This is a genomic window from Saccharothrix espanaensis DSM 44229, from assembly GCF_000328705.1.
GTDB classification, from domain to species: Bacteria; Actinomycetota; Actinomycetes; order Mycobacteriales; family Pseudonocardiaceae; genus Actinosynnema; species Actinosynnema espanaense.
Map to the genome: position 1 here is coordinate 9,184,002 of NC_019673.1, position 21,028 is coordinate 9,205,029.

The following is a 21,028-nucleotide window of genomic DNA, read 5'->3' on the forward strand; positions in this document are numbered from 1 at the left end:
TCAGTGCTCACCTCCCGCGAAGCCGGCGTGGTAGGCCAGGAACTCGTCGCGCTGGGCGTCCAGCACGGGGTTCTCCTCGGCGTAGACGTTGCTGAAGATCCGCTCGGCCGGCGGGGTCTCCAGGGCGACGCAGTGCTCGCGCATGGTGATGGCGAGCTCCTCGGCGTCGGCTTCGACCGAGTCGAAGAAGTCCTGGTCGGCCCACTGCTGCTTGACCAGGTGGACCTTGACCCGCTCGATCGGGTCCTTGAGCTTCCACAGCTCCAGCTCGTCGGAGAGCCGGTAGCGGGACGGGTCGTCGGACGTGGTGTGCGCGTCCATCCGGTAGGTGAAGGCCTCGATGAGGATCGGGCCGTTGCCCTGCCGGCACTCCTCCAGCGCCCAGCGCGAGACGGCGAGCGTGGCCAGCACGTCGTTGCCGTCGACCCGGATGCCGGGGAAGCCGTAGCCGCGGGCCCGCTGGTAGAGGGGCAGCCGCGACTGGCGCTCGGTGGGCTCGGAGATGGCCCACTGGTTGTTCTGGCAGAAGAAGACGAGGGGCGCGTCGTACACGGCGGCCCAGACGAAGCCCTCGTGCACGTCGCCCTGGCTGGTCGCGCCGTCGCCGAAGAAGCACATGGTGGCCTCGCTGTCGGCGTCGTCGCCGACCTTGCCGTCGAACTTCTGCCCCATGGCGTAGCCGGCGGCGTTGAGGACCTGGTTGCCGATGACGATCGTGTACGGGTGGAAGCGGTGCTCCACCGGGTCCCACGAGCCGTTGTCGGTGCCCCGGAACATGCCCAGGATCTCGTGCGGCTGGATGCCCCGGCACCAGGCCACGCCGTGCTCGCGGTAGCTCGGGAAGGCCATGTCGACCGGCTTCAGCGCGCGGCCCGCGCCGATCTGCGCCGCCTCCTGGCCGAGCAGCGGCACCCAGAGACCCAGCTCGCCCTTGCGCTGGAGCGCGTTCGCCTCGCGGTCCGCGCGGCGCACCAGCACCATGTCGCGGTACAGGCCGCGCAGCTCCTCGGCGGAGATGTCGATGTCGAAGTCCGGGTGCGTGACCCGCTCACCCTCGGGGGTGAGCAGCTGCACCAGGTCGGCACCGCCCTCGTCTGTCGCTCGCAAGCCGGCGATCACCTGTTCCGCGGTCGGGGTGGCGGCCGTGGCCGGCGGGCTGTCCGGCCCCGGTTGCGTCCATTTCTCTGGGGACGACATTGCGCCTTACTCCTCGTCTACGAGGCCGCCAAGTCGCTCGTGACGACCATGCGCGGCGGCACCGCCAGTCGCCGCCCCCTGGTGAGGGTGGTCGGGCAACCGTCGGCGCTGACGGTGTTTCTCATCCACATCCTGACACGCGTTCACCCAGGATGGTGAGCCCCGTCCCAGTTTGTGATGGTGCCCGCACGCTCCTGAACAGGGACAACGGTAGGAAGGCCAATCTTCGGCAGTCCGAGTAGGCCGTTCGTACAACGGACGGCGGTGTCCCGGTTACCGATCGTTAACGACAGTCCGTACGCCGGCGGACACACCCGGTTGGCGCAATCGCGCACTCACGACCTCGGGGGTTGGCCCGGCCGGCGGGGCGGGCACCCGTGGACGTCCGACCATCGGTGGCCCGGGGCTTGTCCACCAACCGGTACCGCCGCGACGCGTGCGAGTATCGGGACGTGGACCGTTCAGTGCTGACCCGTACCGTCCGTGGCCTCTGGGACGACGACATCCTCCCGAGCCTGTCCGACTTGGTCGCGGTGCCCGCGATCTCACCCGCGTTCGACCCCGCGTGGGCCGAGCACGGGCACCTGGCCGCCGCGATCGAGCACGTCCGCGGCTGGCTCGCCGGGCGCGACCTGCCGGGCGCGACCATCGAGGTGGTCGAGCTGCCCGAGCGCACGCCGCTGCTGGTGGTCGACGTGCCCGCCACCGGCGACGCGACCGACACCGTGCTCCTGTACGGGCACCTGGACAAGCAACCGCCGGTGGCCAACTGGTCCGAGGGCCTGGGACCGTGGACGCCGGTCGTGCGGGACGGCCGGCTCTACGGCCGGGGCGCGGCCGACGACGGCTACTCCGGGTACGCCGCGATCGGCGCGATCGAGGCCGTCCGGGCGGCCGGCGGGGCGCACGCGCGGTGCGTGGTGCTGCTGGAGACCGGCGAGGAGTCCGGCAGCCCGGACCTGCCCGCCTACCTGGAGCACCTCAAGCCGGCGCTGGGCGAGGTGTCGCTGGTGGTCTGCCTGGACTCCGGCGGCAGCGACTACGACCGGATGTGGCTGACCACGTCGCTGCGCGGGCTCGCGCAGGCCACGCTGACCGTGCGGGTGCTGGAGAGCGGCCTGCACTCGGGCATGGCCAGCGGGATCGTGCCCAGCTCGTTCCGGGTCGCCCGGCAGCTGCTGGACCGGCTGGAGGACTCGGCCACCGGCGAGGTGCTGATCCGCGAGATGCACGTCGAGGTGCCGGCCAACCGGGTCGCCGAGGTGCGCGAGGCGATCGCCAGCGCGCCGGGCGTGCAGGTGTCGTCGGTGCCGTGGGCGCCGGGCGTGCGGCCGGTGACCACCGACGAGGTCGAGCTGGGCCTCAACGCGGGCTGGCGGCCGACGCTGTCCATCACCGGCGCGGACGGCCTGCCCGCCCCGGAGGACGCCGGCAACGTGCTGCGCCCGTTCACCACGCTGGTGCTGAGCTTCCGGCTGCCGCCGACGGCCGACGCGAAGGCGTCGGTCGAGGCGGTCGAGCGGCTGCTGACCCAGGACGTGCCGTACGGGGCCGTCGTGGAGCTGTCCCGGGTCGAGCACGCCGACGGCTGGAACGCGCCGGAGCTCGCGCCGTGGCTGCGCAAGACGCTGGACGTGGTCGGCGAGGAGGTGTTCGACGCGCCGTGGCGGACGGTGTCGCTGGGCGGCTCGATCCCGTTCATGGGCCTGCTGCACGACGCGTACCCGGACGCGCAGTTCCTGGTGACCGGCGCGGTCGGCCCGGACAGCAACTGCCACGTGCCCGACGAGTGGCTGCACCTGGGCCACGCGGCCCGGATCACCGAGGCCGTCGCCGTGGTGCTGGACGCGCACACCCGCCGCTGATCCCGCAGCACTGAACCCCCGGCGCTGAACCCCCGGCGCTGAACCCCCGGCGCTGAACCCCCGGCGCCGACCCTCGGCGTTGATCCTCGGCGTTGATCCCGCGCGCGGACCCGGCTCACCGGGCCGGGTCCGCGCGGAGGTCGTCGAGCAGGGCGAGGGCGGCGGCCGGGTTGCCGCCGACGTGCCGGCGGGCCAGTGCCAGCCGGTCGAAGTCGGTGGCGCGGGTGCGGGCCTCGTCCAAGTCCGCGGTGAACACCCCGCGCACGGTCTCCAGGAACCGGATGCGCGCGGCGAGCGCGTCGCGCAGCTCGCCGACCTGCGTGGAAAGGCCCTGGTAGGCGTTCAGGACGCGTTCGGCGGACAGTGCCGGGCCCTGGTCCAGCAGGAGCAGGAACGCGGTCGCGCCGGCGCGGTCGTCCACCGCGGTCAGGGCTTCGGCGGTGGACCGGCGGGCCCGGTGCAGCTCGGTGTCGGCCAGGACGCGGACCACCTCCTCGATCGACCGGTCCGGCTGATCGCGGCCGAGGTCCACGATCGCGCGGGTGGCGCGGAACAGCTGCCGCGCCAGGCCGCCGGAGAGCACGTGGGCCAGCGCCAGGTATTGCTCGGGCAGGCCCACGACGTACCGGCGGACCAGCTTCTTGGCGTGGTCGAGGTCGAGGTGGCCGACCCGCACGACCTCGTCGAACGAGCCGTCGAACACGCTGAGCGGGCCGATGCCGGACCGGTAGGAACCGAGCTGCGCCTCGGTGGACACCGAGACCAGGTAGTGGCAGCCGGGGACGTCGAAGACCGCCTTGAGTTCGGCCAGGAACCGCCGCGCGGGCTCGCCGGTGCCGATCCGGTCCAGCTCGTCCACGGCGATGATCACCCGACCGGGTGTGCGGTCGGCGCGCTCGCCCAGCGCCGTCTGCTCGGCGACGGCCAGCGCCAGGAAGTCGCGGAAGCGCGTGACCAGCTCGGGGTGGCGCAACACCCGGTCGGTCGACCGGACGTGGGCGAGCACCAGCAGGTTCTCCTTCGCGGCGGCCACCAGCCGGGGCGGGGCGACCCGCCGGCGGAGCTTGGCCAGGCCGCGCGGCGGTTCGCCGGCGGGCAGGTGCGCGATGGCCGCCTCGCACGTCCGGGCGAACAGGTCCACCAGGAACTCCCGAGGCAGGTAGTCGACCGGCGCGGCGACCAGGACGGCGAGGTCGGGCAGGCGGTCCGGCTCGCGGTAGTGGCCCGCGCAGACCGCCCGCAGCAGGTCCGTCTTGCCCACGCCGCGCGCGCCGGTGACGGCGAAGGTGCCTCCGGTGCGCCGGTCGAGCAGCCCGGCCAGCTCGACGGCGGCCGGCGTGGGGACGTGCGCGCGCACGTCGTCCAGCGCGGACGCGTCGCGCACCGTCAGCGAGGTCGAGCAGACCGCCTCGGTGGCCTCGTCGAGCCGGGCGCGGAGCACCGGCAGGACCCCGTCCCGGCGCAGCGCCCGCGCCCAGTCCCGGAAGGCGGCGGCCAGGTCGTCCCGCCGCTGCGAGCGCAGGCCGAGGGTGAGCCGGGCGAACGCCGCGAACACCGCGCCCACACCGATCAGGGTCAAGGGCACGACCGGTAATCGGGCCACCGTGTCCAGCCCCTCCAGCGCGACCGCCACCAGCGGGAACGGCACGAAGGCCGCCGCGACGCCCCGGGAGTGCCGGGTGACCGACGAGCCCGACACCTCGACCGCGAGGGCCACGACCAGCGCCAGCGCGCCGAGCACGGCCATCCCCGCGAGGCCCAGCGCCCGGTCGGCCGCCTTCACCACCAGCCCGGCGGCCAGCACCAGGTGCAGGCCGACGGCGACGGCCACCGCCACCGCGAACCCGGCCCGCGCCCCGGACCCCGCCGGTCCCGGCGCGAGCAGCCGCCAGTAGCGGGCCTCCTCCTCGTGGGCGGCGGCGAACACCGGCAGCCGGGCCGCGCGCACCGCCTCCACCAGGTCGTGCCTGGACAGACCGGCCGCGGCGAAGGACTCGCGCAGCTCGCCGCGGGCCACCTCGTCGTCCACGAGCCCATCCAGGAACTGCTCGCGGTCCTCGTCGTCACGCCCGCGCTCGGCCATGCCCCGATGGTGCCCGAACCCACCCGTCCGGTGGGTCGGCGAGCGTCGGCGACCAGACCTCTGGATCGATGCCGCACACTGGTCCGGTGGACGAGCAACGGGAGCGGGCGAGGCTGGCGGCGTCGGACGCGCCCACCTCGCCGTGGCGGCTGTGGGGCCCCTACCTGGCCGGGCGGCAGTGGGGCACGGTCCGGGAGGACTACTCGGCGGGCGGCGACGCGTGGACGTCGTTCCCGTTCGAGCACGCGCGCTCGCGCGCCTACCGCTGGGGTGAGGACGGCATCGCGGGCATCTGCGACGTGCACGGCTTCCTCAACTTCGGGCTGGCGCTGTGGAACGGCCGGGACCCGATCCTCAAGGAGCGCTACTTCGGGCTGACCAACGTCGAGGGCAACCACGGCGAGGACGTCAAAGAGCACTGGTGGGTCACCGACGGCACGCCCACGCACTCGTGGATGCAGGTCGTCTACCGCTACCCGCAGGCCGAGTTCCCGTACCGGGAGCTGCGCGAGATGGCGTCGAACGCGGGCCGCCAGGAGCGCGAGCCCGAGCTGGCCGACACCGGCGTGCTGGACGAGAACCGGTTCTTCGACGTGCTGGTCACCTACGCCAAGGCGGCGCCGACGGACATCTGCGTCGAGATCACCGCGACCAACCACGGGCCGGACCCCGCGCCGCTGCACCTGCTGCCGCAGCTGTGGTTCCGCAACACGTGGGCGTGGGGTCGCGACGACCGGCGGCCGGCCCTGGTGGCCTCGACCCGGGACGGGTGGCGGCGGGTCGGCGCCGAGCACGGCGCGCTGGGCCGCTACACCCTGCACGTCGAGGGCACGCCGACGCTGCTGGTCACCGACAACGAGACCAACGAGGTCGAGCTGTTCGACGCGGCCGACAACCCGGCCCAGCGCACCAAGGACGGCATCGACCGGTACGTGGTGCGCGGCGACTCCAAGGCGTGCCTGGTGACCGGGCCGGACGACGACACCGAGACCGGCACGAAGGCCGCCGCCTGGTACTCGTTCGACCCGGTCGAGCCCGGCGAGTCGGTGACCGTCCGGCTGCGCCTGGTCGCGGGCGACGGCCACCTCGACGCGTTCGGCCCGTCGTTCCAGTCCACTCTGGACGCCCGCCGGGCGGACGCCGACGGGTTCCACCGCACGGACCTGGACCCGTTGCGCGCCAAGGTGGTCCGCCGCGCGCTGGCCGGGCTGATGTGGACCAAGCAGCACTACCGGTTCCGCACCCGGGAGTGGCTGGACGGCGACCCGGCGCAGCCCGCCGCACCGCGGTCGCGGCAGTCCCCGCACGCCCGCAACGCGCACTGGCGGCACGTCGACGTGGCGGACGTGATCTCCATGCCGGACGAGTGGGAGTACCCCTGGTTCGCGGCGTGGGACCTGGCGTTCCACACCGTGCCGCTGGCCCGGGTCGACCCGGCGTTCGCCAAGGAGCAGCTGCTCCTGCTGTGCCGCGAGTGGCTGATGCACCCCAACGGCCAGCTGCCCGCGTACGAGTGGGAGTTCGGCGACGTGAACCCACCGGTGCACGCCTGGGCGGCGCTCCAGGTGTTCGCGATCGACCCGGACCGGAAGTTCCTGGCCAAGGTCTTCCACAAGCTGCTGCTGAACTTCTCCTGGTGGGTGAACCGGAAGGACGCGGACGGCAGCCACCTGTTCGAGGGCGGGTTCCTCGGCATGGACAACATCGGGCCGGTCAACCGGTCCGAGCCGATGCTCGGCCAGTGGCGGCTGGAGCAGTCCGACGCGACCTCGTGGATGGCCGCCTACAGCCTGCACCTGATGCGGATGGCGCTGGAACTGGCGCGGCACGACGACTCGTACGAGGACGTGGCCACCAAGTTCGTGGAGCACTTCCTGAGCATCGCCGAGGCGTCCACCCGGTTCGGCTCCGGCGGGCGCGGGATCTGGGACGAGGAGGACGGCTTCTGCTACGACGTGGCGTCGCGCCGGCTGCCCGACGGCGCGGTGGAGTCCAAGCCGCTGCGGGTGCGGTCGATGGTCGGCCTGATCCCGGTGCTGGCGTGCGCGGTGCTGGAGCCCTGGGTGTTCGCCGAGCTGCCGGGGTTCGCGCGCCGGCTGGAGCACCTGCTGGCCCGCCGGCCCGAGCTGGGCAGCTTCCTGACCAGCCGGGACGGCCGGGTGCTGCTGTCGCTGCTGGACGAGGACAAGCTGCGCCGGGTCCTCGGCCGGATGCTCGACGAGGGCGAGTTCCTCTCGCCGCACGGCATCCGCAGCCTGTCCGCCGCGCACCGGGAGGGCCTGGAGGTGCAGGTCGCGGACCAGGAGCACCGGATGGGCTACGAACCGGGCGAGTCCCGCACGCCGATGTTCGGCGGCAACTCGAACTGGCGCGGCCCGGTCTGGTTCCCGACCAACGCCCTGCTGGTCGAGGCCCTGCGCACGGTCGAGTCGTTCCACGGCGGCTTGTTCCACGTGGAACTTCCCACCCGCTCGCAGCGGTACGTGACGGCGGGCCAGGCGGCGGACGAGCTGGTCCGCCGGCTGGTGTCGCTGTTCCTGCCCGACCACGACGGCCGCCGCCCGGCCGACGGCAAGCGGGTGGAGTCGACGGATTCGGCGCTGTGGCGCGACCACGTCACCTTCAGCGAGTACTTCGACGGCGACACCGGCGAGGGCCTGGGCGCCACGCACCAGACCGGGTGGACGGCCCTGGTCGCCGACCTGCTGACGGATCGTCGCCAAACGGGCACCATCGGTGCATCTATTGTGTGATTTGAGCCAACCGCCTGAACATATTGCGGCCTGGTAGCCCGTGTGACGCAAGATTCGTGCGTCACTTCGGGCTGTAACACGGGCGTGCTGTGCACCAAGTCACCCAAGTGGCAGTATGCCGAACACTCGACCGACACAGTTACGAGGAGTGACGCCGTGGCCCGTCGTACCAGGCACGCTGTGCTCGCCATGCTGCCCGTCCTAGCGCTCGCCGCGACGGCGTGCGCGACCAAGGTCGACACCGGCACCCCTCAGGACAGCGGGTCGGGAATCACCCTGGTCAAGAGCGGCAAGCTGGTGACCTGCACGCACCTGTCCTACAAGCCGTTCCAGTACACCGACGGCGACAAGACGGTCGGCTTCGACGTGGACCTGGTCGACTTGGTGGCCAAGGAGCTCAAGGTCGACCAGGAGATCTTCGACACGCCGTTCGAGAACATCACCTCGGGCACGGTCTTCACGACCAACGAGTGCGACCTCGCCGCCGCCGGCATGACCATCAACGACGAGCGGAAGGCGGCGATCGACTTCTCCGAGCCGTACTTCGACGCCTCGCAGGCGCTGCTGGTCAAGAAGGACTCCGGGCTCAAGGACCTGCCCGACCTCAAGGGCAAGCGGCTCGGCGTCCAGCAGGGCACGACCGGTGAGGCGTACGCCAACGCCAACTCCGCGACCCACGGCTACACCGTCGTGCAGTTCGAGGACCTGCCGCTGATGGAGACCGCCGTGCGGACCGGCGCGGTGGACGCGGCGATCAACGACAACGGCGTGCTCTACGACTACGTCAAGGAGTACCCGGACACCTCGGTGACCAAGGAGTTCGCCACCGGCGAGTCCTACGGCATCGGGATGAAGAAGGGCAACACCGCCCTGAAGACCAAGGTCGACGAAGTCCTGAAGAAGGCCAAGGACAACGGCGACTACGACCGGATCTACGAGAAGTGGTTCGGCAAGAAGCCGGAGAAGAAGTGACCGGTTGACCGCGGGGCCGGTGTCCACCCGACACCGGCCCCGCCCCCTGTCCGAACCGGCCCGAACCCTCCCGCGAGAGGCCCTGAACATGGCCATGTCCAAACGGCGACGGGCGATCGTCTTCCGCCGTGCGCAGTACGCGTTGCTGATCGTGCTCGTCCTGCTGATCGCGTTCCTCGCGGACTGGGGCGAGATCAAGCAGGCCTTCTTCGACGTGGACACCGCGAAGAAGATGTTCCCGCAGGTCATCACGACCGCGCTGGTCAACACGATCGTCTACAGCGCCTTCGGGTTCGCCATCGGCCTGGGGCTGGGCCTGCTGCTGGCGCTGATGAAGCTCTCGCCGGTCGCGCCGTGGCGCTGGATCGCCACCATCTACATCGAGTTCTTCCGCGGCGTGCCGGCCCTGCTGGTGTTCGTCGCGCTCAGCGTGGCCGTGCCGCTGGCGTTCGGCCTGAAGTTCGAGATCAACTCGACGGCCGGCCTCGCGCTCGGCATCGTCGGCAGCGCCTACATCGGCGAGACGATCCGGGCGGGCATCCAGGCCGTGCCGAAGGGCCAGATCGAGGCCGCCCGGTCGCTGGGCATGTCGCACGGGCGCACGCTGGTCACCGTGGTCATCCCGCAGGCGTTCCGGATCATCCTGCCGCCGCTGACCAACGAGCTGATCATGCTGATCAAGGACTCGTCGCTGATCTCGGTGGTCGGCCTGACCGCCGCGGAGTACGAGCTGACCAAGCTCGGCCGGGAGACGCTGAGCCGGTCGCCGTCGCTGACCCCGCTGCTCATCGCGGGCCTGTGCTACCTGATCATCACGTTGCCGCTGGGCCACCTCTCGCGGTACCTGGAGCGGCAGACCGGCGGCAAGAAGCTGCGCACGCCGGAATCGACGGGGGTGTAGGGCGATGTCCGAACAAGTCGTGGGCTCGGCCGAGCCGGACCTGGCCGTCGAGATCACCGGGCTGAAGAAGTCGTTCGGGCCGCTGGAGGTGCTCAAGGACATCGACCTGTCGGTCCGCCGGGGTGATGTCGTGTGCATCATCGGGCCGTCCGGCTCGGGCAAGTCGACGCTGCTGCGGTGCGTGAACCTGCTGGAGGAGCCGACCGCGGGCCGGATCGTGGTCAACGGCCAGGAGCTGACCGACCCGGACGTCGACATCGACGCCGCGCGGACCCGGATCGGCATGGTGTTCCAGGGGTTCAACCTGTTCGCGCACCTCAGCGTGCTCAACAACCTGACCGTGGCGCAGCGCAAGGTGCTGGGGCGCTCGCCGGAGGAGGCGCAGCGGACCGCGCTGCGCAACCTCGAGCGGGTCGGGCTGTCGGACAAGGTCAACGCCATGCCGGCGCAGCTCTCCGGCGGGCAGCAGCAGCGGGCGGCGATCGCGCGGGCGCTGTCGATGGACCCGTCGGTGATGCTGTTCGACGAGCCGACCTCGGCGCTGGACCCGGAGCTGGTGGGCGACGTGCTGGGCGTGATGCGCCAGCTCGCCGACGAGGGCATGACCATGCTGGTCGTCACGCACGAGATGCAGTTCGCCCGCGAGGTCGCCGATCGGGTGCTCTTCATGGACGGCGGCTACGTGGTGGAGGAGGGGCCGGCGGCGCAGGTCATCGGCGACCCGCAGCACGAGCGCACCCAGTCGTTCCTGGCCCGGGTGCTGGACCCGACCCACCAGGGGCCGGGCGACTGACCGCCGCGCCGGCCGGCCGGTGGGAAGTTCCCGGCGGGCATCCGGCCCATTTGGGCTGATCTGCTTGCGGGCGCGACCGCCGAACCCGCATTGTCGATCACATGACCGAGACGGGGGCGCGCGGGCTGGACGTGTTCGACCCCAGCCCGCCGCGCACCCTGCGGATGCCGGCCGCGGACGTGCTGCGCGGGCTGGGCGAGGAGAACGGGGGGCGGCGGCTGCCCCGGCGCAAGCCGAACGTGCCGCCGGTCATCCGGGTGGTCGACCGGTACCTGACCGGGCCGCTGGACCTGCGCGGCGTGGAGCTGAGCTACCTGCTGGAGTTCGTCCGCTGCCGGTTCGAGGAGCCGCCGGACCTGCGGCAGGGTCGGCTCGCCGGGGTCGAGTTCGCCGACTGCTGGCTGCCCGGCCTGCGCGCCCGCAACCTGAGCAGCGCCAACGAGGTGTCGCTGGCGGGCAGCACGGTCGAGGGCCTGGTGGACCTGACCGACGCCGACATCGCCGCGTCGGTCTCGCTGCGCGGCAGCTCGCTGCGGGTGCCGGGCGGCGTGGCGGTGCAGGCCGACCGGGTGAAGCTGGCCGGCGCGCTGCTCGCGCAACGGGTGGTGGTGGCGGGCGAGCTGCGGATGGCCAGCGCCCAGATCGGCGGCTACTGCAACTTCGCGGGCGCCGTGCTGACCAACCCGCACGCCTACGCGGTGCGCGCCACCAACGCCCACGTCGGCGGCAGCCTGCTGCTGAACAACACCACGATCCGCGGCACGGTCCTGCTGGCCAGCGCCCGGGTCGACTCGGAGCTGACCCTGCGCGGCGCGACCGTGGCCGACGGGCGGGACGAGGACGAGGCCGCGCTGGACCCGCACGCCGACCCGACGTCGACCGTCGTGCTGGACCGGATCACCGTCGACGGCGACGTGCACCTGGACCGGGGCTTCACCGGCGCGGGCACGGTCCGGATGGTCAACGCCGCGCTCGGCGGCACGCTGTCGCTGTCCGGCGGCCGGTTCGACGCGCTGAGCCCGCCGGAGGGCACCGACCCGACCGGCCACGGCCGGGCGCTGCACCTCGACGGCGCGCGGATCGGCGGTGACGTGATCGCCCGGCAGGCGCACGTGCGCGGCCAGGTCCGGATGGTCGACGTGCAGGTGAAGGGCAGCCTCACCCTGGACGGGTCCACGGTGGACAACCCCCGGGCGGACGCCCTGCTGGGCAACCGGTCGCACATCGGCAGCAACCTCACCCTGCGCGAGGTCGAGGTGGCGGGCGGGCTGGAGCTGCGCGGCGTGCAGATCGGCGCGAACCTCGACCTGCGCGGCAGCCGCATCACCGCGCCCGGCCGCTACCGGCACATGGCCGCGGGCAAGCCGTCGCTCGACGTCGGCGGCGCGGTGATCGGCCGCGACCTGATCTGCGCGCGCGGCGCGAAGGAGTTCGTGGCGCACGGCGGCGTGCGGGCCCGGCGGGCGCAGATCGGCCGGATGGCGAACTTCGCGGGCGCGGTGCTCGGCGACAAGCTCGACAGCCACGCGCTGAACCTGCTCGGCATGCAGGTGCAGGAACTCGTGCTGACCCCGATCAGCCCGCCGCGCGGCGACGTCACGCTGCGCCAGGTGCGCTGCACGTCGTTGGACGACAACGAGACCTTCTGGTCGGCCACCGGGTGGATCGACCTGGAGGAGTTCCGCTACGACTCGCTGCGCAACCCGATCGACCTGCGCGACGACCCGGAGGTCGAGCGCCGGCTGCGCTGGCTGCGGCAGTCCATGCGGCGCACGTACCGGCCCGGCCCGTACGACCAGTTCGCCGAGATGCTGCGGGCGAGCGGCAACGACGAGCACGCGGCGACCGTGCAGGTGGAGAAGCAGCGGTTGCGCTACCGGGCGGTGGCCGAGGGCAGGCGGTGGCTGGGCCCGCTGGTGCTGCTGTGGAGCTGGTTGCAGCGGTCGATGGTGGGCTACGGGTACCGGCCGGCGCGCGCGTTGGCGTGGCTCGTGGTGTCCTGGGTGCTGGGCAGCATCTGGTTCTCCTTCGGCACACCGCTGGAGGTCATCAACTCCGACGACCGGATGCACTTCGACGCGTGGCTGTACACGATCGACCTGGTGGTGCCGATCGTCGACCTGGGCAACAAGAACCGGTGGCAGACCCAGGGCCTGTCGCAGTGGATAGCGGCCGGGCTGATCGTCACCGGGTGGGTGCTGGCCACGACGGTCGCGGCGGGTCTCACGCGGATGCTCAAGCGCTGACCGCCGGATTGCGGGCGTGCGGTGCCGGTTCGGGGGGTTCCACATCGGACGACCGGGTGCTGAGGTCGAGGACGTGCTCATCGTCGAGTCCACCGACCGGTTCGTCGGTTCCCACCAGGTGCTGTCCGTGGGCGTCCCGGGGTGGGGGCCGGTGTCCGCGCGGGTCGAGGGCGACGGGATCGGCGACGTCCGGTCCGAGCTGCACGGCACCTTCGGCTGGGAGGTGCTGGTCGACGTCTCGGCGCACCCGCCCGGCGCGGTGCTGCCCGCGCGGGCGTCGGCGCGGGTCGGCGACCGGACCTACGACACCGCCTTCGACTTGACGGTCACCGCGCCGGGCCGGACCGCGCACCTGGTGGGCCACGTGTCGCCGCTCGCGTTCGACGCCGTGCGGGCGCACCTGGAACTCGCGCTGGCCGACCCGGAGCACCGGTTCGCGGTGCGCGGCGGCGAGCACCTGCGGCCGTACCTCGAAACCCGGCCCGAGGACCGGGAACCGTTGCGCCGCCTGGTGTCGCAGGGTCAGGTCGAACTGGTCGACGAGCCGGCGGGGGCCGGGTGGCCGATCCGGGCGAGGACGCCGGCGGAGGCCGAGCGGGCCGTGTACGGGCGGTACCTCGAACTGCGCGACGCTGCGGCGCGGGACGTGGTGATCGCCGTCGGGACGGGCGTGGACGCGCCTGGCGAGTGGGTCGCCGGGCTGCCGCGGAGCTGGAACTCCCGTTACACGTCACCGAGGTTCGTCTGCTCGCTGCCCCGGGACGTGCCGGCCGGGGCGGTCCCGCGCGCGCAGCCCCGGCGGGAGGGCATCGACGTGCGGCAGGCCCGGCGGGCGGCGGCGGACGCCGTCGCCGACGCCGAGCGGTTCGCGCCGCACGCGGTGGCCCTCGTGGGCGTCGACCCGCCGGACGCCGCGCTGGCCAAGGCGCGCGGCCAGTTGGCGCACTGGGCGGGCGAGCCGCCGGACCTCGACCTGCTGGCCGGGCTGCGCGAGGCGTACTCGCTGGGCGTGCTGGCCCGGGACGGGGCGCTGCACGCGTTGACGTCCGTTGTGGACACTTCCGGGCCGGGGGTCCCGCTGGTGGTGTGGAACCCGGCGGAGCACGACCGGCCGGGCGTGGTGGAGGCGCGGCTGCCGGAGGCCCTGCCCGGGGTGCGGGTGGTGTCGGCGGCCGGCGAGCACCCGTGCGTTCACGAGGGGCGCACGGTGGTGTTCCACGCCGGTGTCGTGCCGGCGTCGGGGTGGAAGGTGTTCCACCTGCTGCCCGGCGCGGCGGTGGGGTGGGTGCCCGGTGGCGGCGCGCAGATCGCGAACTCGTCGCTGCTGCTGACCCTGGACCCGGCGCGCGGGGGCGGGGTGTCCGGGCTGGTGCGGCTGGTGGACGAGGTGGAGCTGATCGCGCCGGGCGGGCTGGGCAACGAGCTGGTGCTGCCGGACGGCACGGCGTCCGGGGCGACCCGGGCCGACGTCTCGGTGTGGCACAGCGCGGTGGGCGAGCGGGCGGTGGTGCGCGGGCGGCTCGGAAACCTGCGGTACACCCAGATCCTGACCCTCTGGGAGGGCGTCGACCGGGTGGAGTGCGTGACCTCGCTGGACGACTTCGCGACGGCAGGCGGTGGCGCGGGGCCGGGCGAAGGCGCGGGGCCGGGCGGTGGCGCGGGGCCGGGCGGTGGGGCGGGGTCGGGTGGTGGGGCGCTGGGGGACGCGCCGACCGTGCGGTGGGAGTGGGGTCCGGCGGACATCCCCGACGGGGAGTTCGGGCACCCGCTGCTCGCGGTGTGCGACGTGGCCGGGTCGGGACGGCTGCCCGCGTCCGGGACGCTGGTCGGCGCGCGGCTGACGGCCGATCGCGGGTACGGGCCGATCGCACCGGAAACCGAAGTGGCGCAACCGGTCTGCTCGTCGTTCTGGCGGCACCGGCAGGGCGCGGCCCCGCTCGGCGGACTGCCGGTGACGGTCTCGCTCACGGTGTCGCCGGACCGCGCGGACCTGGTCGTGCCGGCCGACCTGCTCGTGGTGGCCGACCGGGAGCCGGTGGCCGGGAAGGTGCGGCTGGCCGTGCCGCCGGGCTGGACCGCGACGCCCGACGAGGTCCCGTTCGACCTGCCGCCGCAGGGGTTCCTGCGCGCCCGGGTCGAGTTGGAGCAGCCGCTGGGGGCCGCGCCTGGGCGGTACCCGGTGCGGGCCCGGGTGGCCGGTGTCGAGGACGTGGCGCTGGTGGACGTGCCGCCGTGGGGTTCAGGGCCGTGGGGACAAGAGCCGTGGGGTGCGGGGCTGTGGGACGACGGCCCGGTGGCGGAGCTGTGGTTCGCCTGGCCGCCGGAGCCGGTGCGGGTCGCGGTGGGCGGCCGGGTGGAGGTGCCGGTCGTGGTGGCGAGTTCGCTGTGCGGGCCGGTCACCGCGGAGGTGCGGCTGGTCAGCCCGTGGGGGACGTGGGACGCCGTGGAACCGTGGGCGCTGGGGGGCGTGGTGCCGGCGCGGGGGCGTGCGGCGTTCGTGTTCGTGGTCATGCCGCCGCCGTGGGCCGCGCCGGGGCGGTGGTGGGTGGCGGCGAAGGTCGTCGGCGCGGGTCTGGTTCGCTACTCCCCCGCCGTCGCGGTGGAGATCGTGGAATAGGGGGCAGTCGATGGCCACACCGGTGCACCGCGCGTTGCTCGCGGTCGACCTGGAGGGTTCCGGGAAGCGCGACAACCACGCGGTGGTGGAGTCGCGTCGGGTGCTGTTCGGCGAGTTGCGGCAGGCGTTCGAGGCGAGCGGCATCCCGTGGTCGCTGTGCGCCACCGAGACCGCGGGCGACGAGATGGTGGTGATCGTGCCGCCGGAGTTCCCGAAGCGGAACCTGATCCACCCGCTGCTCGGGCACCTCGCCGACGGTCTGCGGCACCACAACCGGCAGGCGGCGGCGAGCGTGCTGCTGCGGGTGCGGGTCGCCGTGCACGCCGGCGACCTGCTGGTGGACGACTACGGCACGACCGGCCGGCCCCAGACGCACCTGGCGCGGCTGCTCGGGTCGACGCCGCTGCGGGCGGCGCTGGCCGCCGCGCCGCCCACCGCGACCGTCGCCCTGCTGGTGTCCGACCACTTCTACGAGGACGTGGTCGGCCAGGGCCACCGGGGCATCGACCCGGACCTGTTCACCCCGGTCGAGGTGCGTGAGAAGGAAACCGAAACGCGCGCCTGGCTGCACGTGCCGGGCCATACCGCAACCCATTCCGCACAATCCCGCAATTCTGCGGATAAATCGTCCCCTACTGACCGGGTCGGCGGTGTTCGGATCTCCGGATCGGACGTGAAAATCGGCGGAGACCTGTTCGGCGGCGACAAGTACAATTACCCTCCCCCTTCGTGACACCCGGCTCGCAGGGACAGAACGAGACCTACATCGGCCAACGGCTGCTGTTCCAGCGCACCGGCGAGGTCGAGGTGGGCCTCGCGGACGCGACGAGCGGCGCGGACGCCCGGCGCATCCTCAAGGCGGCCGTGATCGGCGCGATGCTGATCGGCTTCCCCACCTTCCTGCTGTCGGTGGTGATCAGCCTGGCCGCCGGTCGCGGCGGGTCCGATTTCGCCGGCTTCCTGCTGGTCATGGCCTTCCTCGCCCCCTGGCTGTGGATCGCGCTGGTGCTGTTCGTGCCCCGGGTCGACGTGCTCAGCGACTGGCACCTGCTTCTCGACGGCAAGGCCGACATCGCCGACACCGCGTACGGCGTGGTGTGGCGCTCGCTGACCGTCGACCGGCAGACCCCGGTGACGGTGTCGCCGCGCCGGGTCCGGGTCGGCCCGCCGGTTGCCGGCGTGCGCAACCTGCTGCACGTCTCACTGGGCCGGTATTACTCCTACGTGTCCGTTTTCGGGTTCGGCCGGGACCTTTACCTGGGCTGGACGCTCTGGCGCCGGCGACTTCCGGTGATGGTGGTGCTGCGCTGGATCGGATCGGTGTTCGGCGGCGACCCGGGTTATTCCGGCGTGATCGAGATGGAACCGGTCAAGGCCATGCGGGAGTCGGTGCACAACGCGCTGCGGCAGGCCATCGAGGCCGCCGTGATCGGGCGCGAGATCCCGCTGGTGGAGACGTTCGGCCACGACCTGCCGGTGGAGACCCACGGCACCGGGCCGCGGCCCCGGCTGGTGACCGTGCTCTACCGGACCGAGGTGTTCTCCGCCGACGGCCAACCGCTCGGCCACGTCGAGCCGGGCGTCACCTACGAGGTGGTGGCCGACGAGCCGGCCGGCGTGACCGTGCGGGACAACGCCGGCAGCACCGCGTTGCTCAAGGACCGCGCGGCGGTCCAGTGGTAGCTCTCACCAGCACCCCGGACGGCTGGACCGCGCGGTTCGGCATCCGGATCACCGCCACCGTCGACCTGGACCGGTTGGTCGGGTACGTGGGCGGCTCGGCCGGGCAGCGGCTGCACCGGGCGCGCGAGGAGGACGCCGCCTACCTGGCGCGGCTGTGCACGGGCGACCCGAGCATCGTGCACGAGGTCCGCCGGCGCGGGGCCGAGGTGACCCTCGCGGGCACCGTGCGGCGGCCCGAGCGTGAGCGGGCGGGCGAGGCGGCCGAGGCCGGGCTGGCCCGGCTGCTGGACGTGCCGACGCACGTCACGGCCGAGGAGTTCGAGCCGCCGGTGGTCCTGGCCGAGGCCGTGCTGCGCAAGCGGGCGGTGGTCGGCGTGCCCGCCCGGCCGGACGCCGGCGTGCGGTACTACCTGGCCGTGCCGCCGCTGTGGTCGGACCCGGCGACGTGGCCCGGCCTGCTCGGCGACGCGGAACTGGTCGTGGAGCTGCGCCCGCACTGGGTGCGACCGGACTTCGGGGCGATGCTGGAGGGGATCGCCGTGCAGTACGAGCGGCTGGCCGCGCCGACCGTGTTCCGCACCGGCGGCCTGTACTCGGCACCGGCCGCGCTGCCCGCCGAGCCGTTCGCGGTGCGGGCCGCGCCGCTCTACCGGGAGGCCGCCGCGCGCTACCGGGGCTGGGTCTTCCGGGTGCGGATCGGTGTCACGGGCGCGGACCCGGAGCACCTCGACCGGCTCGCCGCCGCGCTGAACGCCGACCACCGGCCGCCCGCGCGGGACCTGCCGCCGGCGCTGGACCTGGTGCGGGAGCTGGCCGACCCGGGCGAGGCGGCGCACGCGGTGTGGCTGCCCGCCGGGCGGGTGGCGGGTCTGCCGCTGGTCGAGCCGCCGCCGGAGCGGACCGGGACGCACGGCGTGATCATCACCGACTCCACCGTGCGGGTGGACGGCGACCTGTTCGGCGGCCACAGGTTCGGCGTCACCTAGGGTTGGCGGTGTGACGGACCTGGTGCTGGCACTGGACGTGGGCGGCACCAAGATCGCCGGTGGGCTGGTGGACCGGGCCGGCGCGGTGCGCCGGGCGGTGCGGGTGGCCACGCCGACCGACGACGCCGAGCAGACCTGGCGTGCGGTCGCCGACGTGGTCGAGCAGGTGCTCGACGGCGAGCTGGTCGCGGGCGTCGGCATCGCGTGCGCCGGGCCGGTGGACGCCGCGCTGGGCACCGCGAGCCCGATCAACGTGACCGCGTGGCAGGCGTTCCCGCTGCGCGACCGGGTCGCTGAGCTGGTGCCGGGCGTGCCGGTGGAACTGGCCGGCGACGGGCCGTGCATGGCGCTGGGCGAGCACTGGCAGGGCGCGGGCCGGGACAGCCGGTTCCTGCTCGGGCTGGTGGTGTCGACCGGGGTCGGCGGCGGGCTGGTGCTGGGCGGGCGGCCGTTCGGCGGGCGGACCGGCAACGCCGGGCACGTCGGGCACGTCGTGGTGGAGCCGGACGGCGAGCCGTGCACGTGTGGCGGGCGCGGCTGCGCGGAGACCGTCGCGGGCGGGCCCCGGATGGTCGCGTGGGCGCGCCGGCAGGGCTGGCAGGGCCCGGACGAGGCGGACGCGGCGCACCTCGCGGCGGCGGCGATGGCCGGTCACGAGCTGCCCCGGGCGGCGTTCGAGCGGGCCGGGCGCGCGGTCGGGCTCGCCATCGCGGCGACGGCGGCCGTCTGCGACCTGGACCTGGCCGTCGTCGGCGGTGGCGTGGCGCAGGCCGGGGACCTGCTGTTCGACCCGATCCGACGGACCGTGGCAGACCACTGTGGACTGTCCTACTTGGACGGACTGCGGGTGGAGCCCGCCCGGCTGGGCGGCCAGGCGGGACTCGTCGGCGCGGCGGCCCTGGTACTGCGACCCTGACCCACCGCGCCGGAACCGTTCAGCGCGGCCAGAGTCGGTGCGCGGCCGGGTTCAGTGCGCGACCGGGTTCAGTGCGCGGCCACTGGCTTGACCCGGTGGCTGTCCTCGTCCACGTGGTAGTCGTCGGCGTTGGTCTGGTCGGTGCCGTTGAACACCCGCAGTTGCTTGGCGACCAGCGTGACGACCACGGCGACCACCAGGTTGGCGATGACGGCGACGATGCCGACGTAGATCTGGACGGTCGCCCCCGCGAACGGGTGCCAGCCGAGCAGCGACAGCTCGTCCAGCGCCAGCGCGGAGCCACCGAAGTACGGGCGCTTGCCGTCCGCGCTGGGGATGCCGTAGAGCAGGGCCATGCCCCAGCCCATGCCGACCACCCACCCGGCGACCAGCCCGTAGACGTGGAACCACCTGGTGTACAGGGCGATCGCCACGGCGGGCAGCGTTTGCAGGATCATCACCCCGCCGATGAGCTGCAGGTCGATGGAGAACTGCGGGTCGATGAACACGATGAACGCGACCGCGCCGAACTTCACCACCAGCGACGCGAGCTTGGCCTGCTTGGCCTCCTGCGCCGGCGTGGCGCTCTTCTTCAGGTACTCCTTGTAGATGTTGCGGGTCCACAGGTTCGCCGCCGCGATGGACATGATGGCCGCGGGCACCAGCGCGCCGATGCCGATGGCGGCGAACGCGATCCCGGCGAACCAGGACGGGAACTGCTCGCCGAACAGCACCGGGACGATGGTGTTGGTGTCCGGGCGGCCGGTGGCCTGGTTGGTGATCGGCGTGACGCCCGCGCTGATCGCCACGAACCCGAGCATCGCCAGCAGGCCCAGCAGCAGCGAGTACGCGGGCAGCGCCACCATGTTGCGCCTGATGACGTTGCGCCCGCGCGAGGCCAGGATGCCGGTCAGCGAGTGCGGGTAGAGGAACAGCGCCAGCGCGGAGCCCAGCGCGAGGGTCGCGTACTGGAGCTGGTTGCCGCCGCTGAGCAGGATGCCGTCGGTCTTGGCGGGCGTGGCGTCGTACTTGGCCTGCGCGGTGTCGAAGATCGCGCCCCAGCCGCCGAACTTGCTCGGCAGGTAGATCACCGCCACCAGGATCACGATGTAGATCAACGTGTCCTTGACGAACGCGATCAGCGCGGGCGCGCGCAGCCCGGACTGGTAGGTGTACAGCGCGAGGATGAGGAACGCGATCAGCAGCGGCGCGTGGCCCGCGATGCCGGAACCGTTGAGCCCCATGGTCCGCAGCACCGCTTCGAGGCCGACGAGCTGCAACGCGATGTACGGCATGGTCGCGACGATGCCGGTGATGGCGACGATCAGCGCCAGCCAGTGCGAGCCGTACCGGCCGCGCACGAAGTCGGCCGGCGTGACGTAGCCGTGCACCCGCGACACCGACCACATGCGGACCAGCGGCAGGAAGACCAGCGGGTAGAGGATCACCGTGTAGGGCAGGGCGAAGAACCCGGTCGCGCCCGCGCCGAACACCAGCGCCGGGACCGCGACGAACGTGTAGGCGGTGTAGAGGTCGCCGCCGACCAGGAACCAGGTGATCCACGAGCCGAACTTGCGGCCGCCCAGCCCCCACTCGTCGAGGTGGTCGAGCGTGTCGCCCGCCCGCCACTTCGCCGCGACGAAACCCAGGACCGTCACCAGCAGGAACAACGCGCTGAACACGACCAGCTCGGTCCACTGCATCTACTTCGCCCCCTCGTCCAGGTCGTCCACGCCGAGCAGGTCGGGCTTGTCCCGCACGACCGGTTCCCCCCTGGTCATGACGTGGACGAGGCCGACGCAGACCACGCCGACCGGCACCCAGGCGAACTGGTACCAGTAGAAGAACGGCAGACCGAACAGCCGCGGGCCGTCGAAGTTGAACCACGGCGTGACGAGCATGAGCAGCGGGACCAGCAGCAGCAGGTTCCAGTTGCTCCAGCGCAGGCTGGACTTTCCAGGCATGTGGCCCTCCGTGCGGTCCTGATGACCGGGTGTCGCAGGATGCTAGGCCCGC

The 21,028-nt window shown here is 72.9% G+C and carries 15 protein-coding genes; 11 read left to right on the forward strand and 4 right to left on the reverse strand.

The window, feature by feature from the left end; genetic code table 11:
* Positions 1–1,197 carry a pyruvate dehydrogenase (acetyl-transferring) E1 component subunit alpha gene (pdhA, locus tag BN6_RS40630; RefSeq protein WP_015105705.1) on the reverse strand — a complete coding sequence of 399 codons (1,197 nt, stop codon included), beginning with the start codon at positions 1,195–1,197 and terminating at the stop codon, positions 1–3.
* Positions 1,198–1,649: 452 nt separating this feature from the next.
* Here pdhA and BN6_RS40635 point away from each other — a divergent pair, with 452 nt between their 5' ends.
* Positions 1,650–3,062: a M20/M25/M40 family metallo-hydrolase gene (locus BN6_RS40635; protein WP_041319575.1), complete on the forward strand. Its 1,413-nt coding sequence runs from the start codon at positions 1,650–1,652 to the stop codon at positions 3,060–3,062.
* A gap of 115 nt (positions 3,063–3,177) precedes the next feature.
* Here BN6_RS40635 and BN6_RS40640 read toward each other — a convergent pair whose 3' ends face one another.
* On the reverse strand, positions 3,178–5,145 hold the full coding sequence (locus tag BN6_RS40640) for a hypothetical protein (RefSeq protein WP_015105707.1): 1,968 nt from the start codon (positions 5,143–5,145) through the stop codon (positions 3,178–3,180).
* Between the two features lie 86 nt (positions 5,146–5,231).
* On the opposite strand from BN6_RS40640, the gene BN6_RS40645 reads away from it, so the two are divergent.
* From BN6_RS40645 to BN6_RS40690, 10 genes are all read left to right on the forward strand, one after another.
* Entirely contained in the window at positions 5,232–7,898 is a 2,667-nt protein-coding gene (locus BN6_RS40645) for an MGH1-like glycoside hydrolase domain-containing protein (protein WP_231904880.1), read from the forward strand.
* 156 nt (positions 7,899–8,054) lie between these two features.
* On the forward strand, positions 8,055–8,870 hold the full coding sequence (locus BN6_RS40650) for an ABC transporter substrate-binding protein (RefSeq protein ID WP_015105709.1): 816 nt from the start codon (positions 8,055–8,057) through the stop codon (positions 8,868–8,870).
* Positions 8,871–8,958: 88 nt separating this feature from the next.
* Positions 8,959–9,771, forward strand: a complete 813-nt coding sequence (locus BN6_RS40655) for an amino acid ABC transporter permease (RefSeq protein WP_015105710.1) — start codon at positions 8,959–8,961, stop codon at positions 9,769–9,771.
* Positions 9,772–9,775: 4 nt separating this feature from the next.
* Complete coding sequence (locus BN6_RS40660) at positions 9,776–10,564, forward strand: amino acid ABC transporter ATP-binding protein (protein ID WP_015105711.1); 789 nt, start codon at positions 9,776–9,778, stop codon at positions 10,562–10,564.
* Between the two features lie 101 nt (positions 10,565–10,665).
* The gene (locus BN6_RS40665; protein WP_015105712.1) at positions 10,666–12,810 is read left to right on the forward strand and encodes a translocation/assembly module TamB domain-containing protein; all 2,145 of its coding nucleotides are present in this window, start codon (positions 10,666–10,668) and stop codon (positions 12,808–12,810) included.
* 73 nt (positions 12,811–12,883) lie between these two features.
* Complete coding sequence (locus BN6_RS40670) at positions 12,884–15,427, forward strand: NEW3 domain-containing protein (RefSeq protein WP_015105713.1); 2,544 nt, start codon at positions 12,884–12,886, stop codon at positions 15,425–15,427.
* A gap of 10 nt (positions 15,428–15,437) precedes the next feature.
* Positions 15,438–16,160: a hypothetical protein gene (locus tag BN6_RS40675; protein WP_015105714.1), complete on the forward strand. Its 723-nt coding sequence runs from the start codon at positions 15,438–15,440 to the stop codon at positions 16,158–16,160.
* Positions 16,157–17,110, forward strand: a complete 954-nt coding sequence (locus BN6_RS40680) for a hypothetical protein (RefSeq protein WP_015105715.1) — start codon at positions 16,157–16,159, stop codon at positions 17,108–17,110. Before BN6_RS40675 ends, BN6_RS40680 begins: the two co-directional genes overlap by 4 nt.
* On the forward strand, positions 17,104–18,096 hold the full coding sequence (locus BN6_RS47235) for a hypothetical protein (RefSeq protein ID WP_015105716.1): 993 nt from the start codon (positions 17,104–17,106) through the stop codon (positions 18,094–18,096). Before BN6_RS40680 ends, BN6_RS47235 begins: the two co-directional genes overlap by 7 nt.
* Before the next feature lie 10 nt (positions 18,097–18,106).
* Positions 18,107–19,012, forward strand: coding sequence for an ROK family protein (locus BN6_RS40690; protein ID WP_015105717.1), 906 nt, complete (start codon positions 18,107–18,109; stop codon positions 19,010–19,012).
* Positions 19,013–19,080: 68 nt separating this feature from the next.
* Here the strand turns inward: BN6_RS40690 and mctP are convergent, their stop codons facing one another.
* Both mctP and BN6_RS40700 read right to left on the reverse strand, forming a co-directional pair.
* Positions 19,081–20,715, reverse strand: coding sequence for a monocarboxylate uptake permease MctP (gene mctP / locus BN6_RS40695; protein ID WP_015105718.1), 1,635 nt, complete (start codon positions 20,713–20,715; stop codon positions 19,081–19,083).
* Positions 20,716–20,976 (reverse strand): DUF3311 domain-containing protein, encoded by a 261-nt coding sequence (locus BN6_RS40700; protein WP_015105719.1) that lies wholly within the window; start codon positions 20,974–20,976, stop codon positions 20,716–20,718. It lies immediately after the preceding gene.
* Between the last annotated feature and the right edge of the window lie 52 nt (positions 20,977–21,028).